Source organism: Corynebacterium sp. AOP40-9SA-29 (assembly GCF_052377405.1).
GTDB lineage: Bacteria > Actinomycetota > Actinomycetes > Mycobacteriales > Mycobacteriaceae > Corynebacterium.
Genome location: NZ_JBQSWR010000011.1, coordinates 34154 through 48456, shown reverse-complemented (window position 1 = coordinate 48456; position 14303 = coordinate 34154). Strand labels below are relative to the sequence as shown.

Here is a 14303-nt window from a genome sequence, read left to right as displayed (position 1 = left end):
GGTCCACATGCTGAACATGTCCAGTTGTAAGACATGTACACTAGGCATACATATGGTGCCGCCGGGCAGTATCGACTCGCAGTACGGGGACCAGTCATGACACAACGATAGGAGCTGGAAGTGGACACGACCCTGACATCCCTCGCTGCAATGCTCGGCGACCGACTGACGCTCGACCGATCGATCGCCACCGAACTGATCATCGACCAAGTTCTCCTGCTCGACACAATGACCGGGTCGATCACCGACCCCACGGCCATTCCCATCGACCAGGGAAACACCCTGATCGCCGCAGCCGAGCTCGCCTACGAGCTCGCCGGAACGATCGCGCTGGGGGAGACCGCGACCGCCGGCACGATCACGATCGCGGCCTACGACGACCGCCACTAATCGACACCGCCTGGCGGCGGCGACAGTGAAAAGAACCTGTTTCCCGCCTGGCGGCGGGTGTGCCCTCCGACCGCCACCACCGGGCACTTCCACCCCGAGCGCAAGCGCTCGTGGCGGTGATCGACCGGACGGCTCCGCCGCCGGACTAGTTCACCCGCCGCCCATCTCGTCCTCGCTTCGCTGCGGCGAGCTGGTCGACGGGACTCGCGTTTTTCCCGAGAAGCCTTCGGCGATTGTAGGCCCGAGCCGCTACGCGCAAGGCCTTTCGCGGCATAATCCTCGCTGCGCTGCGGTTATTCCACGGTGCCTTGCACTTCGCTCTACTCGGACCATCGGCACTGCGTGCCTTCTCGGGCAAAAAACGAGGAGGAGGGCCAGGACTCCAACTGGTCACCGTCTTTCATTCCCCTCACCGTGAGGGGAGAACAGGAGCCACACCATGCACGACGAGACCATCACCATCGCCGGTATTGAGGCTTTGATCACCAGCCTGCCGGGCCTGCTGTCCTACGTGCCTGACAATCATCTCGTGTTGATCGTCCAGAGCGAGGCCGAGGACGCAAGCGTCCTGCGGGTGGGGCCGGTGGTCTCCATCGAGATCAATGAGGCCCTGAACACCTCCACTGCTCAGGCAATGGCCGCGATCATCGCTGACGCCCGCGAGTATGGCCGAACGATCATCGAGGTCAAGCCCATCGTGATCACCGACGACGTGCACCGACGCGCCCAGGCCGTCGAGTTCGTCGACGGATTCCTAGTCGGCCTGCCCATCATGCCCACGGTCCAAGCCGCTCACGTACACGCCGTGACCCCCGGGGCGGAGATCACCCAGGGCGGCAACGTCACGGGGCACGTAGGCGACTGGGCTGCCACAGCCGTAGCCGCTCAGACCGCCTACGAGGGCCGACAGATCCGCCAGTCCCAGGACCGCTGGCGGGCCGAGGGTGGCCTGGACGAGCGCGCCGACCAGAGACGCGCCTACCGTGAGCACATGGAGAACGAACGCAAGACCGACTAGTCACTAGCGCAGAGGGGCACTGGTCGAGACGACGCACTGCACCACCCGCCAGCAGCAACGAGAAAGGCCACCGTGGCAGTAGCATCACTGATCATTTCGATCATCGCCCTCGGATTCACCGGCTGGAACATGGCCTACCGGTGGCGAGCGGATCGACGAGAACGTTGGTGGGCACGCATCACCTGGGCACTCGACCGCTTCAACGCCGACAACGCCCGCCCCAGAGACCGAGAACTCGCCTGGAGTCTGTTGACGTTCTACATCACAGAGGCCCCCGTCAGCCGAGACGACGACGACCTGACCATGCTAGACGCCCTGGACACCTACCTCGCCGCCATTGAGAACGACGAGGCCAGCGCATACGATGAAGACAAACCCAAGGAGTGAGACCATCATGACCCAGAAGATCACCCCCGAAGAACAACAGCGCCGCCTACGCGAGATCGACCGCCAGGGAGCACGCAAGGCCCGCGAGGCCCTGCACAAGGTCATGAAGCGAAACGGCCACACCCCAATATCCAAGATCAAGCGCAACGCCGCCTGACCACACACCAACACCCCGGAGACCCAAGGTCTCCGGGGTGTTGTCGGCGAAAAAGCCGCCGACCAATCGACCACGGACGCCTGCCGGCGCCCGCGGACTCCCCTCAAACCCGCCTGGCGGCGGGTGTGCCCTCCGACCGCCACCACCGGGCACTTCCACCCCGAGCGCAAGCGCTCGTGGCGGTGATCGACCGGACGGCTCCGCCGCCGGACTAGTTCACCCGACGCCCATCTCGTCCTCGCTTCGCTGCGGCGAGCTGGTCGACGGGAACCTCATTTTTTTCCGAAGGAGCCTACGGCGATTATACGGCCGGTGACCCTCCACGAAAGTCTGGCGAAACACGTTTCGCCGGATTCATCCCGAAAACTTTTCCACGCGCTCGTTCCTCGCTTATTTCGCGGAAAACTTTGTCTCCTTTCTCCGGTTCCCAGACTTGCATTCCGGGCCCCCGTCCTAATCGGCACTACGTGCCTCCTTCGGCAAAAAACGAGGGGGGAGGGGCCAAGGATCGACCGGCCACCGGACATCAACCCCCTCACCATCGAGGGGAGAACAGGAGCATCAACATGACCGACAACCCCGCCGCCACCACCGTGGCCACGATCGCCGTCGACGGTCGGCGACTGGCCATCGAACAGTCCACATACACCGCCACGGGCTGTGTCGCCTTGCTCGCCTACAACGCTGTTAACGGTGAGTTCTACGGTGACATCTCCGTCAACCTGCCAGGACACCTCCCCAGCAGCCCAGCTCGATTCTTCGTCAAGGACACGACCGCTACCAGTGCCCTAGGAGTAGTTCTGCGCCGGAACAGCATCATCCAGCCAACGGGGAGGACCGCGACCTACGGGAACTTCAACAGCACTGCTGCCGAGTTCGAGATCACGACCGCCCTGTAGGCACACACCCCCGGACACTGGCACTGGTCGAGACGACGCACTGCCCCCCTCACTGAAAAGGACAGCACGCCATGGCAAACCACACCCTGCACATGTACCAGGAGCCCGACAACCAGGAAATCGTCGAAACGCTGACAGACGGTGGCATGTGGGAGTCCCTGGCAGGACACCTCACCGCCGGTGAAATCACCTGCCTGTGCATCCTGCTTCGCCGCACCGGAGCAGATGACACCGAACTGGCACAAATCTGGGAAGAATGGGAGCGCCAGGAACCCGACGCACAGGCCGAAACAGTCAACAATGCCACAGAAATTACCATGATCGACGAGGATTCATTGGCACGCATCACCCCGCCGCTCCCGCCTGTCGGAGTTATCAGGAATTACACGAAATAACCCCCGTAATTCCTTGCTACAACCGGACGCCATGGGTTAGAATGGAATTATACTAACAAGGGAAAGCAGAAACCTTGACGGTATCATTTTTCGCACAATCCCGGGATATATCCCGGGGGACCAGGAGCACATCATGACCCGCATTGCACTCACCTCAAAAGGCCGAACGGCATTGGCCTCCGACGAGGCCCGACGCTTCATCACCCCGAAAAAGGCCGCAGAACAGACCTGCCTGACCCGCCGGGACATCCACGACGCTATCGACCGTGAAGCAGTGTCGTGGGCATTCGACCGCTACGGCAACCTCGGCGTCGACGTCGAGGACATCAACCGTCTGATCCGGGAGAAGGAAGCCGACCGGCCTGCCCGCCGCCGCGCCATCGCAGTCTAACCAGCAGGTATCACCACACCCCGCGCACCATGCACGGGGAGAACAGGAGCACAACCCCATGAGCACCGCCACCAGCAGCGAGACCGGAACCCTCGCCCAGAAGATCGCCCTTCGCAGCCACGACCAGGCCAGCATCGCCGTGGCCACGGACCTCGGAGGCCCGCTGAGCTTCATCACCGACATCCTCACCACAGACGGCTTTAATCCCGCCGTCGACACCGTGCGCGTCGGCGACGCAGGCCGCAGCATCACCGCCACCTGGAGCTCCACCCACGGCGTCACCGCCGACGGTAAGACCTTCGCCATCCAGCTGGACATCACCCACGACAAGAACCGCAAGGTGTACACCGCCACCAGCAAGCTGGTGGCCTACGACGGAGCGATGATCCGCATGGTCATTGCCTTCGACCCGGAATCACCCTGGACCCCGCACAAGATCGCGGTGGAACCTGCCGCCCGCTTCAACCGAGCACGGTTCATCCGCTTCGCCACCGAAGTACTGGAATCCGTGACCGGGGGACAGTCAGCGTCGTTCCTGCACAACCTCGCCCTGGCTCCCCAGCTGGTCGGCACCAGAAACTAGCCGACACACGACGCACTGGCCGAGACGGCGCACTGCACCCACACGACCCCCAGGAGTGTCCCCTGGGGGAGAACAGGAGCACATGACACTATGGCCTACACCATCACCATCACCGACGAGATCGCGCGGAGCATCGAGGAGTACGACGCTGCCGTCACAGCCGCCGGTGACGCAGAGGAGAACGGCGACAGTTCCCGGTGGGCGGCCGCTGACGATGCCGCCCACGACCTGCTGCGCACCATCGCCAACCAGCCCCGGGCCGACGAAACCCCTGGACACCCCTTGCTCGTCGACGGCGACCACGACCAGAACAGTATCCGCCTCACCGTGACCGAGGAGACGGTCAACACCGTGCACCTGCACCCCGACCGCGCACCAGAGGGATACGACCTCACCGAGGACGCAGACGACCTGGTGACCGCAGCCGTGGCCGACGCCATCAGCTACAACCTGGGTGACACCTCCATCGTCGAACGATTCATCGACGGCCTGGACAAGGATCAGGCGTAACACCCTAGAAGCACTACCGCCTCCCGGGGGTCGGCAATAGCCCGGGCGCGTGGGGTGCCGCCGCGCCCACCCGACCTCCGGCCGGCTGCGGCCCCACCCCACGCACCGTCCGGGACGATCGCAAGCGATCGCCCCGGTGATCGACGCGGGCACGCCCGCGACAGTGTTTCCCACTGCCCACCCTCGTCCTCGCTCCGCTGCGGCGAGCTGGTCAGCGGGGATTTTCTCGTTTTGCCAAGAAGCCTTCGGCGATTGTAGGTCCGAGCCGCTACGCGCAAGGCCTTTCGCGGCATATCCTCGCTCCGCTCCGGTATTCCACGGTGCCTTGCACTTCGCTCTACTCGGACCATCGGCACTGCGTGCCTTCTCGGCAAAAAAACGAGGAGGGGATCAGGACACCACTGGTCACCGACCGTAGCCCCCGCACCACTGCAGGGGGAGAACAGGAGCCCAAGAACCATGACCACCGCAACAGCCACCCGGAGCACTGACAAGACCGCCAAGCGCCGCGAAGCCGCCGAGGCACTGCAGGCTGATCTCGTCGACCAGGTCGACCAGCTGCGCAACACCGACCAGTGGGCCCGCTACCTGGACTTCCTCCAGTCGTTCCACTCCTACAGCATCAACAACACTCTGTTGATCATGCGCCAGCTCCCCAGCGCCTCCCAGGTCACCGGCTACCGAAAGTGGCAGGCCGTCGGCCGCCAGGTGCGCAAGGGGGAAAAGGCACTGCGGATCTTCGGCTACTCCAGCAAGAAGATCACCGTCGAGGACCAGGCCACCGGCGAGGACGTCGAAAAGCGGATCACCACCTACCCGATTCTGCCGGTCTTCGACCTCTCCCAGACCGACCCCATCGAGGGCGCCGAGCCGGTCCCAGAGATCACCCACCCTCTGCAGGGCACCGACGACGCCGGAATCGGCGCCGCCGTGGCCGAGTGGCTGACCGCCCAGGGGTGGTCCGTCGAGGTCGAGGACATCACCGGTGCCGCCAACGGCTACACCCAGGGAGCCACCGGCCGCGTCGTCATCGACGCGAACCTCTCCGACGCCCAGCACGCAAAAACCATGATCCACGAGGCCGCCCACGTCATCCTGCACCACGACGACGACAAGAACCTCACCGTCGACTACGGCGGACATCGCGGAATCTGCGAGACCGAGGCCGAATCGGTGGCCTACGTCGTCGCCGGACTGCTGGGGCTGGACACCTCCGACTACTCCGTCGGCTACGTCGCCGGCTGGTCCGAGTGCGACACTGAGATGATCAAAGCCACCGCCGCCAACGTTCTACGCGGCGTCCACGTCCTCTGCGAGGCCCTGGACCCCACCGCCCAGACCGCCCAGGACTAAGCCCCCGAACACCCCCAGGCGCTGGCCGAGACGGCGAACCGCCCCGACCACCACAACCCCCGGACACACCGGGGGGAGAACAGGAGCCCAAGAACCATGACCCGGAAGAAGCCCGACAGCATCGACGAACTGTTCCCCGGCGACGGAACTGAGATCCCCAGTGACCAGGAATGGTGGCGAGCCGACAGCCTCGTCTCTGCTGAGCAGTGGCTAGCGCCTGCCGACCGCGCACCACTGCCGACCTCTAGCCCGGTGCCCGACAGCATCCGCACCAGGGCGAACAACCGAGCATGGCTGCGCTCACAACTGCGAAGGCGCTACCGGCGAGCTGGCCTCAGTCTCTAACCGCACCCACCAACCCCGTGCAGGGCTGGCGCGGTGGTCTGGGGGTGCCGCCGCGCCCACCCGAACTGCCGTTCGGGCGCGGCCCCACCCCAGACCACGACAAGGACCGGCCGGCTGCCGCCGGCCGGACTGTTCACCCCGTCGCCCATCTCATCTTCGCTACGCTGCGGTGAGCTGGGCGACGGGGACACTCGTTTTTATCCGAAGGAGCCTCCGGCGATTATACGTCCGGTGACCTTCCACGAAAGTCGTGGCGAAACACGTTTCGCCGGATTCATCCCGAAAACTTTTCCACGCGGTCGCAAGCTCCCTTATTTCGCGGAAAACTTTGTCTCCTTTCTCCGGTTCCCAGACTTGCGTTCCAGGCCCCCGGACTAATCGGCACTACGTGCCTCCTTCGGAGAAAGAACGAGGGGGGAGGGGCCAGCCAGACAAGGTGGTACCGCACACCAACCCCCTCACCGAGGGGGGAGAACAGGAGCCAGAGACCATGAGCACAACCACACTGACCACCATCACCGGGACCGTCACTCCATGCGCACCCAGCAAGCAGCCGAGGTATGCCGACGACTGCCCCAAGGTCGGTCACCGTGGCCACGACGACGCCACCGTCATCACCATCCGTGACCAGGACGGACGATTCCACGCCGTGCTGTACGTCGGCCTCGACGCCATCGGCATCTCTGATCCAGACCACGGTGTGCGTGGTGGCGACCGCCTGCGTGTCGAGGGGATCAGTGTTCCCCTGTCGCAGCTCTCACCTGCATGGTTCACGTTCTTCGAGTGCAAGAAGCTTGCCGACGTCCAGGCCATAGCTGTCGAGCTGGGGTTGGGTGAGGACGACACTGTCATCGTCTCCCACTACACCCGGTAGTCACCCAACCCCCACAGGGGGGAGGCCATCACCGCTGGGTGGGGGCGTCACCGGTGGGAGGTGGTCGAGGTTAGAGAGGTATCGGCTGGGGACGAGAGGGAAGGGGCAGCATCGAAGAACGGCCCAGTCTCCTCGGAAAGGGTGGCTGACAGTCCGGGTGGCAACGGCCATGATCAGGGCTACCGCCCCGATACCCCACACACTAACGTTGCATAATCCATTCCGGTACTCACAGTGAAACAACACCGCTGTATGTCATTACTTTCTAGCCGGTTTAGTCGGAAATGAATTGCCCAATCTTTCTTCGATTTAGTCTCGATAAACTGTTGACGGACCCTGATATGACTGCTAGAATGAATAGTATCAACAAGGGAAAAGGAGTAAGACAATGAACACCAACACCACCGCAATCACCGTCTACACCAAGCCCGCTTGCGTGCAGTGCACCGGCACCAAGAGGGCCCTCGACAAGGCAGGTGTCGCCTACAACCTGGTCGACATCACCGTCGACGACGAGGCCCGTGACTACGTCATCGAGCTGGGCCACCAGCAGGCACCGGTCGTGGTGACCGAGGATGCCCACTGGTCAGGCTTCCGCCCCGACCGCATCAAGGATCTCGCCCGCACCGCCGCGGCCGCCTGAACTACCACCGAGGAGCCAGAGCGATGATCACTACTGACACCATGTGCAGCTGCGGAACCCGAGGTTGCGCCCGAATGATCGACCCGGACGTCGACGAGGTTTCCCCTCAGATCTTCGAGCAGCTTGAAGCGCTGGAGACTGAGCGTGCGACCGCTGAGATGAACGCTGAACGCCTCGATGACGCAGATGAGGGCTGGGGTGACGGCCAGCGCGAGCGGGTCGCGAAACTCACCGCGGAGATCGACAAGCTGATGAGCGACAACCACCTGCTCGACCCGTACGCCGTCGAGTACTAGCCACACCGCCCCGCCACTAGGGACAGAACAGGAGCACCCACCATGAGCACTCTGCGAGCAGTCAACAGTCAGCCCGATGACTCCCCGGCCGCCGAGGTCACCACTCCGGATGTGGAGCTGGACAACCGGGAGGTCTACGACCCCCGCATTGACCCCGAGGCGAAACTGCTGTGTGCCCTGATGTGGTGTGACGCGCCCGCCGGCCGGATCGCCCAGGTGCTGGAGTTCCTGGCCCCCGAGGACTTCCGCCACTACGCGCACGCCAGGTTGTTCTCCCTGATCGTGGAGCAGTACCAGGCAGGTGCACCTCTGGACGGCACCTTGATCGCCTCGAAGTGCGACGCCGCCGGCGCCGAAGGCCGGGAAGGTTGGCCCGCTGGCAAAACCCCGCAGCAGTTCATCGTGGAGATCTCCTCGTTGGATGCCCGCCCGATGCAGATCACCTACCTGGCCGAGAGCATCGTCGGAGCCAGCTACCGCCGCCAGTTCCGCAGCATGGCCCTGCACCTCACCCAGGCCGCCGAGGACATGCCCGAGGCCGACCTTTTCCCCCTCATGGTGGAGCAGGGCCGTCGCCAGCGCACCGCGAAAGCCCGGCTCGATGCCTTCCGTCGCACCATCCTCGGACACGACGACCAGAACATCATCGACGGCGAGGTCATTGACGAAAACCAGAGCACTGCCGGTGAACTCACCGGAGAATAGGGGCACAACCATGACCACCAACACGATCAGGACACATGCCATGACCCAGGACATCGACCCCCATACCGAACGGAATTACCCCTGGATTCCCGACGTTCCCAGTCGCCCTCTGTCGTCGGCACTGCAGCAGAACAACAACGGCGATGAACGCACAGCGCTCTACCCGACAACGCGCCTGGCAGCCCAGTTTTTGCAGTCATCCAGCGGGGACATCCGTTCCCGCTGGGAACGGGTCGGCGAGTGGGTTGGGGAACTCGGGAAGACTATTGGTGTTGTGGGCCTGCCGATATTCGGGGGGTGGCAGGGGTGGGGACTGTTGGATGAAATTAGCAATGGGATATTCCCCCTGGCTTTTATCTTTGGCGTGGTGGCACTGGGTCCGATTGGCATGTTTCTTGGGGGCATACCCGGGTTCATCATTCGGGACCGTGCCAAGACCCAGCGTCTCGAACAGGAGGAAGCACACCTGCGCGTCGGTGAGAATGAAGCACTCTCGAAGATCTCGGATCTGGTCACCAAGAATGCCACCGGTAGCGGTGATGTGCTGTGGGACATGTGGGAAGACCTCACAGAGCTAGCCGACGAAGCCGCCGACGCCCGCCAGGACGCCGGTCCGGCACAACTGACGGTGTACAACGACAACATTGCGGGCCTGGCGAACAGGATCGCGCGGAGCGTCGAGCAACGCCAGGCCCTCAAGGTCGACGCCCAGCAGATCCAGACCGAGCTGGAGTCGAGCAGCGACACCGAACTTGCCGAACTGCTTAATGAGCGCCTTACACAGAAGAGCCAGATGTGGGATCGCCTTGCGCCCATCGACAACAAGGAGCAGGGCCGATGAGACAGACAACTCGATACACACTGGTGACCCTGGTCGCTACCACTGCGGTTGCCTTCGCCGGGTGCACGGGAACCATCATCAACCCGGTGGGTGCCACCGAATACACCCAGCCCGGGGATCTGTGCGGTGAAGGCGCCTGCGAGACCGCCACGGTCGACCGAGTCATCGACGGCGACACCCTCGACATCACCGGCACTGAAGGTGAGATCCAGCGCGTGCGCGTGCTGGGCATCGACACCCCGGAGACTGTTCACCCGGAGCGCGATGTGGAGTGCATGGGCCCGGAGGCCTCCGCCGCCACCGGGGGACTCGCGACCGCCGGTAGTGCGGTGACCATCGTCAGTGATCCCCGAGCGGACAGCGAGGATGACTACGGCCGGCGACTGGCCCACGTCGTCGCCACCGACGGGACCAACCTCGGAGAGAACCTACTGGAGCGTGGCCTGGCCACCACAACGACCTTCCCGCACTCCCTGACCGATCACTACACCGCGACCGAGGACACCGCTCGTAGTAACGCTGCGGGCATCTGGTCAGAATGCTGAAACGACGAAAGGAGAACAGATGACCTCCCAGGTTGACTACCGAAAACGCGCGAAGACTGCCTTCGAGCTCTCCTCAACGACACTGACCACCGTCCTGGTCTCTATGCTCGTCTTCCCCTATGGCGAGACATTCAGCCGGGCAGCGTGGGTAGTTGCAGTGATATTCACGCTGGCAATCATCCCCGGCGTAATGAGCTTCGTCATGATCCTGTATTTAGTGTTGACGGCGGATGGCCGCCGAATACTCGTACCGAGAGAGAGGTACTGGATCAAATTCACCCTCGTATCTCAGGTGACGGTTATCATCCTCGGAGCTGTCCTTATCCGGCACCTCGGTGACCTCGATATCTGGATAGTGGGTACTGGCTTGACCGTCTTGTTCCTGATGACTTCCTTCTGGACGAACCGCATCATTGTCCTCGACAGTGACGTCCGAGACGACACTCCCAGGAGGCGTAGATCCATGACCGACATCACCGCTATCGCCCAGGAGGACTGACCCTATGAGCGCCAACGACATTTCCGCAATCCGACGAGTGCTCACCGCGGACATCGCCCGCATGAAGATGGCCGATCAGGATGCGGCCGCGACGCGGGAGAAGCTGGCCGAGACCCAGAATGATCCTGTTGCATCGGATCGCTTGTACACCGAACTTCTCACTCACCTGGCGATCGCCAGCGAGGCCCGGCAGTCTTTCTCGGCTCGCACCGAGTTACTGCAGCACCTCGACCTCGGCGACACCACCACCGACGCGATGATCGACTCATCAGTCAACGCCCCCGGCGGTGCCGGCGGAATCAACGGTGACGGCGGATCCCCGGCTGCAGGTGCAGATCCTGACCCGGAAGTCACCCGCCCCCCTCAGAACAGCCACCCAGTCGGTGACCGCTGACGTGGAAATGGTCACTGTTCAGCTAGATGAGTGGACCCGCCTCAACGACCTCACCGCCGAGCTCAGGAAGACTGCAGAGAGCAGGGGGCGAGTGATCGACAGCTTCAAACCGACTTACCGAAAAACCCCACAGACATTCGCCCAGACCGTCACAGAAGCGGTCGCGAACATCCAGAGAAAGGCGCGTTAGACATGTCCCGCACACACCGAGAAATCGCAGACGCCCACGCGGAGTACGCAAAAGAGCTGTTGCACAATGCGCAGAATGAACAAGTAGTAGGAGTGCACGCGGCACTGGCATCGGAAGCGGCAGCAGAAGCATCCCTCGCGGTGTTCCACGAGCTCCGCGCTACCTACGTAGAGGGGAAGTAACCATGGCACAGGGAGACACCCCGATCACCGTCGTCGGAAATCTCGTCGCGGATCCCGAGCTGAGGTACACCCCCAGCGGTTCCGCCGTCGCGAACTTCCGTGTGGCGTCCACGCCGCGCCGGTTTGATTCCCAGTCGAATCAGTGGGTGGACGGCGAAGCACTGTTCCTTCAATGCAACGTGTGGCGGCAGGCGGCCGAGAACGTGGCGAACTCGCTCACCAAGGGTGACCGGGTTATTGTCACTGGTCGGCTGCGGCAGCGCTCCTTCGAGACCCGTGAGGGCGAGAAGCGCACCGTGTTCGAGGTCGAGGCCGACGAGGTCGGTCCGTCCCTGAAGTACGCCACGACCCAGGTCACCAAGACCCCCCGCCAGGGTGGGAACTTCGGTGGCCAGCAGGCCCCGCAGGGCGGCGGCCAGGCCGGCAACCAGGGAGGCTTCGGTGGTCGTAATGCGGCTTCGGACAATGACCCGTGGAACTCCGCTCCGCAGTCTGGTTTCGACGGCGGCGACGAACCGCCGTTCTGATAGGAGAGGCCACGATGACCAAAGCGAAGTTCACTAACACGAGCCTCCCTGCTGAGACAGCACAACGAGTCGATGATGCTCGCGCTGCTCTGGCACCACACTGGGGGAACCTCAGCCGTACCGAGTTCGTTAACGCCGCGGTGGAGCACTATCTTGCCGAGCTCGCAGACGACGGGTGGGACGTGGACGTGCCCGCCAGTCCGGACGCCATCGAAGCACTGGGCCGAGGGAAACTGCCGTGGCGACCACGGGCCGACTGGGCCCTGGTCGACAACACCCAGAACCCACCGGCAGTACAGCTCGCGATCGGCCGCGGACCCCGCGGTGTCGGCACCCTCCTGGTCGTCGCAGAGGTGCTGCCGTACATGGCCAGAACCAACTACGGCAGCGCGACGGAGATGCTTCGTGAAGCCGGCTACGCCGTCGACGAATCCAGAGAACAAGATTCCATGTCCGACGGACGTGACATGATACCCATACGCCCCTAGACACCCCTCACAGAAACCGAGGACACCATGCACACCATCGTTCAGATCGTCACCGTCATCACCGCCTGCGCAGGTATCGCCCTTCTCCTCTGGGGAGGCATCCGCACCAAGACCAACAGCCGGGGCACCGCCGTCGACTACATGCTCGCTGCCGCCGGCCCGAGCGTCGTCGTGCTGAGCACCGGTGTCCTCCTTCGCTACGGCCCGGCGATGGATGCCATCCAGACGATCACGTGGGTCACTCTCATCCTCGGATCAGTCTGGGGTGCAGTGAAGTTGGTCGGCATGATCCGTGCCTACGGCGCCGCGGCCGCACAGATCGCCCTCGACGACCTCCGCGGGATGTAGAAGGGAGCCACCAATGTCAGACTCAACTGTGTTCCTGCTCATCATGATCTACGGCAACCTCGCGATGCTCGCCGGCATCATCGTCGGAGTGAAGTCGCACTCATTCGTGTGGGGCTTCCTCGCCTGGCTGTTCGCGCCGCTGATTGTTCTGGTGCTGTTCTTCGGGCTCTTCGGTGGGGGGCGCACCTCCATGCCAAATCCTCAGCGATACGAGAACGACCCTTACCAGTACCACCGGCACTAACCATTAGGGGCACAGCCCCTAACACCCGCAACCCCCTAGAACAGCGTCGGCTGGTCTAGGGGGTTCTCTACTGGCCGCGCTGCATCGACATAAGCCTGCTCGTCCCACCCCAGACGAACAGCCTCACGTACATCGACAGAGCGTTGGTAGCGCCCACGCTCACCGGAATCGTGACCCGGCCGTGGGCCGCGCAGTCGACCGGCCGCGGAGGCGTACCACACGTTGGTTGCAGTGGTGGACGCGATCAGATGCTTCCCGCCGACCCGGACACACAACGGTTCGTTGCAACGGTGTTCCCCCACCATCTCAGAGTCGGTGATATCGACCCCAGAGATCCAGAGTGCAAAACGGTGGGCAGAGACCGTGAACTGCTGACCGTCAACGGTGAAGTTCACCCGCCCGTATCCGTCCGGATTGGAGATCGCACCAGTGAAGATCCAGCAACCATCATCCGGTGCTTTCACCACTTTCTTCCAGAACCTCCCGACCGCGCCCTCCGGCGGCCGAGACGGCAGGGATCGAGACATCAGCTAGGCGTAGCTCGGGGACGACTGGGAATCAGATGAACGATCCGAAGATCCGGAATCACCCTCCCGGTCCTGCGTCCCCTCAGCGGACGGTTCAGTCGACTCAGCATCCGCATCCTCAGCGCCCTCGTTGTCGACGTCTCCGTCCTCGTCGACGTCTTCGGGCCGGTACTCCTTGGCGGCCCGTAGGTAGCCCTGGAGCTCGCCCTTATTCAGGTCGAAGATCTCCATGACCTCCTCGCGAGAATCTCCACTGTCCAGAAGAGCCCGCAGGGCCTTACCAGCGGCCGCATGGACGGCATCAACCTGGTCGAGGGAAACGAAGGCCTCCTCCCTCGCCTTCGCCTTCTCCTTCAACTGTGCTTCAAGTCTGCGCTGTTCTGCCTCGCGGATCTCGAAGGACCGGCGCCGAGCTCTCTGTCGCTGCATTTGGGTAGCCATGAAACCCATCATACAGAGCCGAACCCTATGAAGACAGCGCCTAACATGTGCAAGCCCCGCGCGCTGACGAAACCACCGGCATCCCCGATCACCAGAAGCCTAGCACCACTGAACCCCCGTGTCTGTCGGAC

25 protein-coding genes are annotated in these 14303 nt (G+C 63.1%); 23 read left to right on the top strand and 2 right to left on the bottom strand.

Annotated features, from left to right (window positions below; genetic code table 11):
• Nucleotides 1-120: 120 nt before the first annotated feature.
• From ACT3SZ_RS15075 to ACT3SZ_RS14965, 23 genes are all read left to right on the top strand, one after another.
• The gene (locus ACT3SZ_RS15075; protein WP_444619987.1) at nucleotides 121-390 is read left to right on the top strand and encodes a hypothetical protein; all 270 of its coding nucleotides are present in this window, start codon (nucleotides 121-123) and stop codon (nucleotides 388-390) included.
• A gap of 439 nt (nucleotides 391-829) precedes the next feature.
• Nucleotides 830-1408: a DUF4192 family protein gene (locus ACT3SZ_RS15070; RefSeq protein WP_444619985.1), complete on the top strand. Its 579-nt coding sequence runs from the start codon at nucleotides 830-832 to the stop codon at nucleotides 1406-1408.
• 72 nt (nucleotides 1409-1480) lie between these two features.
• On the top strand, nucleotides 1481-1795 hold the full coding sequence (locus tag ACT3SZ_RS15065) for a hypothetical protein (protein ID WP_444619983.1): 315 nt from the start codon (nucleotides 1481-1483) through the stop codon (nucleotides 1793-1795).
• Nucleotides 1796-1802: 7 nt separating this feature from the next.
• Nucleotides 1803-1952 carry a hypothetical protein gene (locus tag ACT3SZ_RS15060; protein ID WP_444619981.1) on the top strand — a complete coding sequence of 50 codons (150 nt, stop codon included), beginning with the start codon at nucleotides 1803-1805 and terminating at the stop codon, nucleotides 1950-1952.
• A 566-nt stretch (nucleotides 1953-2518) separates the two neighbouring features.
• Nucleotides 2519-2851, top strand: a complete 333-nt coding sequence (locus tag ACT3SZ_RS15055; protein WP_444619979.1) for a hypothetical protein — start codon at nucleotides 2519-2521, stop codon at nucleotides 2849-2851.
• Nucleotides 2852-2922: 71 nt separating this feature from the next.
• Nucleotides 2923-3246 (top strand): hypothetical protein, encoded by a 324-nt coding sequence (locus ACT3SZ_RS15050; RefSeq protein ID WP_444619978.1) that lies wholly within the window; start codon nucleotides 2923-2925, stop codon nucleotides 3244-3246.
• Between the two features lie 133 nt (nucleotides 3247-3379).
• On the top strand, nucleotides 3380-3637 hold the full coding sequence (locus ACT3SZ_RS15045) for a hypothetical protein (RefSeq protein ID WP_444619976.1): 258 nt from the start codon (nucleotides 3380-3382) through the stop codon (nucleotides 3635-3637).
• 58 nt (nucleotides 3638-3695) lie between these two features.
• The gene (locus ACT3SZ_RS15040) at nucleotides 3696-4220 is read left to right on the top strand and encodes a hypothetical protein (protein WP_444619972.1); all 525 of its coding nucleotides are present in this window, start codon (nucleotides 3696-3698) and stop codon (nucleotides 4218-4220) included.
• A gap of 90 nt (nucleotides 4221-4310) precedes the next feature.
• Complete coding sequence (locus ACT3SZ_RS15035) at nucleotides 4311-4730, top strand: hypothetical protein (RefSeq protein WP_444619970.1); 420 nt, start codon at nucleotides 4311-4313, stop codon at nucleotides 4728-4730.
• Nucleotides 4731-5189: 459 nt separating this feature from the next.
• On the top strand, nucleotides 5190-6083 hold the full coding sequence (locus tag ACT3SZ_RS15030; protein ID WP_444619968.1) for an ArdC-like ssDNA-binding domain-containing protein: 894 nt from the start codon (nucleotides 5190-5192) through the stop codon (nucleotides 6081-6083).
• Between the two features lie 96 nt (nucleotides 6084-6179).
• Nucleotides 6180-6428: a hypothetical protein gene (locus ACT3SZ_RS15025; protein ID WP_444619966.1), complete on the top strand. Its 249-nt coding sequence runs from the start codon at nucleotides 6180-6182 to the stop codon at nucleotides 6426-6428.
• Nucleotides 6429-6918: 490 nt separating this feature from the next.
• Nucleotides 6919-7302, top strand: a complete 384-nt coding sequence (locus ACT3SZ_RS15020) for a hypothetical protein (protein WP_444619964.1) — start codon at nucleotides 6919-6921, stop codon at nucleotides 7300-7302.
• A gap of 388 nt (nucleotides 7303-7690) precedes the next feature.
• A complete protein-coding gene (gene nrdH / locus ACT3SZ_RS15015) occupies nucleotides 7691-7945 on the top strand; it encodes a glutaredoxin-like protein NrdH (protein ID WP_444619962.1) in 255 nt (84 codons plus the stop codon).
• Nucleotides 7946-8019: 74 nt separating this feature from the next.
• Entirely contained in the window at nucleotides 8020-8241 is a 222-nt protein-coding gene (locus ACT3SZ_RS15010) for a hypothetical protein (RefSeq protein WP_444619961.1), read from the top strand.
• 42 nt (nucleotides 8242-8283) lie between these two features.
• On the top strand, nucleotides 8284-8946 hold the full coding sequence (locus ACT3SZ_RS15005; protein WP_444619959.1) for a DnaB-like helicase N-terminal domain-containing protein: 663 nt from the start codon (nucleotides 8284-8286) through the stop codon (nucleotides 8944-8946).
• A 10-nt stretch (nucleotides 8947-8956) separates the two neighbouring features.
• The gene (locus tag ACT3SZ_RS15000) at nucleotides 8957-9787 is read left to right on the top strand and encodes a hypothetical protein (RefSeq protein ID WP_444619957.1); all 831 of its coding nucleotides are present in this window, start codon (nucleotides 8957-8959) and stop codon (nucleotides 9785-9787) included.
• Nucleotides 9784-10332, top strand: coding sequence for a thermonuclease family protein (locus ACT3SZ_RS14995; RefSeq protein ID WP_444619955.1), 549 nt, complete (start codon nucleotides 9784-9786; stop codon nucleotides 10330-10332). The genes ACT3SZ_RS15000 and ACT3SZ_RS14995 overlap by 4 nt, the downstream gene beginning before the upstream one ends.
• 19 nt (nucleotides 10333-10351) lie before the next feature.
• Nucleotides 10352-10831, top strand: a complete 480-nt coding sequence (locus tag ACT3SZ_RS14990) for a hypothetical protein (RefSeq protein ID WP_444619953.1) — start codon at nucleotides 10352-10354, stop codon at nucleotides 10829-10831.
• Between the two features lie 4 nt (nucleotides 10832-10835).
• Nucleotides 10836-11225, top strand: coding sequence for a hypothetical protein (locus ACT3SZ_RS14985; RefSeq protein ID WP_444619951.1), 390 nt, complete (start codon nucleotides 10836-10838; stop codon nucleotides 11223-11225).
• Between the two features lie 374 nt (nucleotides 11226-11599).
• The gene (locus ACT3SZ_RS14980; protein WP_444619949.1) at nucleotides 11600-12124 is read left to right on the top strand and encodes a single-stranded DNA-binding protein; all 525 of its coding nucleotides are present in this window, start codon (nucleotides 11600-11602) and stop codon (nucleotides 12122-12124) included.
• Between the two features lie 14 nt (nucleotides 12125-12138).
• Complete coding sequence (locus ACT3SZ_RS14975) at nucleotides 12139-12612, top strand: hypothetical protein (RefSeq protein WP_444619947.1); 474 nt, start codon at nucleotides 12139-12141, stop codon at nucleotides 12610-12612.
• 27 nt (nucleotides 12613-12639) lie between these two features.
• Nucleotides 12640-12960, top strand: coding sequence for a hypothetical protein (locus ACT3SZ_RS14970; protein ID WP_444619945.1), 321 nt, complete (start codon nucleotides 12640-12642; stop codon nucleotides 12958-12960).
• 13 nt (nucleotides 12961-12973) lie between these two features.
• Nucleotides 12974-13204 carry a hypothetical protein gene (locus ACT3SZ_RS14965; RefSeq protein WP_444619943.1) on the top strand — a complete coding sequence of 77 codons (231 nt, stop codon included), beginning with the start codon at nucleotides 12974-12976 and terminating at the stop codon, nucleotides 13202-13204.
• 35 nt (nucleotides 13205-13239) lie between these two features.
• On the opposite strand, the gene ACT3SZ_RS14960 is transcribed toward ACT3SZ_RS14965, so the two are convergent.
• Both ACT3SZ_RS14960 and ACT3SZ_RS14955 read right to left on the bottom strand, forming a co-directional pair.
• Nucleotides 13240-13731 carry an HNH endonuclease gene (locus ACT3SZ_RS14960; RefSeq protein ID WP_444619941.1) on the bottom strand — a complete coding sequence of 164 codons (492 nt, stop codon included), beginning with the start codon at nucleotides 13729-13731 and terminating at the stop codon, nucleotides 13240-13242.
• Between the two features lie 3 nt (nucleotides 13732-13734).
• Nucleotides 13735-14172, bottom strand: a complete 438-nt coding sequence (locus tag ACT3SZ_RS14955) for a hypothetical protein (RefSeq protein ID WP_444619940.1) — start codon at nucleotides 14170-14172, stop codon at nucleotides 13735-13737.
• Between the last annotated feature and the right edge of the window lie 131 nt (nucleotides 14173-14303).

What these genes read in the sequence shown, in the direction of transcription:
- nrdH (WP_444619962.1), top strand. Translation starts at nt 7,691, where the DNA reads ATGAACACCAACACCACCGCAATCACCGTCTACACCAAGCCCGCTTGC.
- ACT3SZ_RS15045 (WP_444619976.1), top strand. Translation starts at nt 3,380, where the DNA reads ATGACCCGCATTGCACTCACCTCAAAAGGCCGAACGGCATTGGCCTCC.
- ACT3SZ_RS14960 (WP_444619941.1), bottom strand. Translation starts at nt 13,731, where the DNA reads ATGTCTCGATCCCTGCCGTCTCGGCCGCCGGAGGGCGCGGTCGGGAGG.
- ACT3SZ_RS14990 (WP_444619953.1), top strand. Translation starts at nt 10,352, where the DNA reads ATGACCTCCCAGGTTGACTACCGAAAACGCGCGAAGACTGCCTTCGAG.
- ACT3SZ_RS14965 (WP_444619943.1), top strand. Translation starts at nt 12,974, where the DNA reads ATGTCAGACTCAACTGTGTTCCTGCTCATCATGATCTACGGCAACCTC.
- ACT3SZ_RS15060 (WP_444619981.1), top strand. Translation starts at nt 1,803, where the DNA reads ATGACCCAGAAGATCACCCCCGAAGAACAACAGCGCCGCCTACGCGAG.
- ACT3SZ_RS14970 (WP_444619945.1), top strand. Translation starts at nt 12,640, where the DNA reads ATGCACACCATCGTTCAGATCGTCACCGTCATCACCGCCTGCGCAGGT.
- ACT3SZ_RS15005 (WP_444619959.1), top strand. Translation starts at nt 8,284, where the DNA reads ATGAGCACTCTGCGAGCAGTCAACAGTCAGCCCGATGACTCCCCGGCC.
- ACT3SZ_RS15040 (WP_444619972.1), top strand. Translation starts at nt 3,696, where the DNA reads ATGAGCACCGCCACCAGCAGCGAGACCGGAACCCTCGCCCAGAAGATC.
- ACT3SZ_RS15025 (WP_444619966.1), top strand. Translation starts at nt 6,180, where the DNA reads ATGACCCGGAAGAAGCCCGACAGCATCGACGAACTGTTCCCCGGCGAC.
- ACT3SZ_RS14995 (WP_444619955.1), top strand. Translation starts at nt 9,784, where the DNA reads ATGAGACAGACAACTCGATACACACTGGTGACCCTGGTCGCTACCACT.
- ACT3SZ_RS15030 (WP_444619968.1), top strand. Translation starts at nt 5,190, where the DNA reads ATGACCACCGCAACAGCCACCCGGAGCACTGACAAGACCGCCAAGCGC.
- ACT3SZ_RS15010 (WP_444619961.1), top strand. Translation starts at nt 8,020, where the DNA reads ATGATCGACCCGGACGTCGACGAGGTTTCCCCTCAGATCTTCGAGCAG.
- ACT3SZ_RS15020 (WP_444619964.1), top strand. Translation starts at nt 6,919, where the DNA reads ATGAGCACAACCACACTGACCACCATCACCGGGACCGTCACTCCATGC.
- ACT3SZ_RS15000 (WP_444619957.1), top strand. Translation starts at nt 8,957, where the DNA reads ATGACCACCAACACGATCAGGACACATGCCATGACCCAGGACATCGAC.
- ACT3SZ_RS15070 (WP_444619985.1), top strand. Translation starts at nt 830, where the DNA reads ATGCACGACGAGACCATCACCATCGCCGGTATTGAGGCTTTGATCACC.
- ACT3SZ_RS15035 (WP_444619970.1), top strand. Translation starts at nt 4,311, where the DNA reads ATGGCCTACACCATCACCATCACCGACGAGATCGCGCGGAGCATCGAG.
- ACT3SZ_RS14980 (WP_444619949.1), top strand. Translation starts at nt 11,600, where the DNA reads ATGGCACAGGGAGACACCCCGATCACCGTCGTCGGAAATCTCGTCGCG.
- ACT3SZ_RS15055 (WP_444619979.1), top strand. Translation starts at nt 2,519, where the DNA reads ATGACCGACAACCCCGCCGCCACCACCGTGGCCACGATCGCCGTCGAC.
- ACT3SZ_RS15050 (WP_444619978.1), top strand. Translation starts at nt 2,923, where the DNA reads ATGGCAAACCACACCCTGCACATGTACCAGGAGCCCGACAACCAGGAA.
- ACT3SZ_RS14985 (WP_444619951.1), top strand. Translation starts at nt 10,836, where the DNA reads ATGAGCGCCAACGACATTTCCGCAATCCGACGAGTGCTCACCGCGGAC.
- ACT3SZ_RS14955 (WP_444619940.1), bottom strand. Translation starts at nt 14,172, where the DNA reads ATGGCTACCCAAATGCAGCGACAGAGAGCTCGGCGCCGGTCCTTCGAG.
- ACT3SZ_RS14975 (WP_444619947.1), top strand. Translation starts at nt 12,139, where the DNA reads ATGACCAAAGCGAAGTTCACTAACACGAGCCTCCCTGCTGAGACAGCA.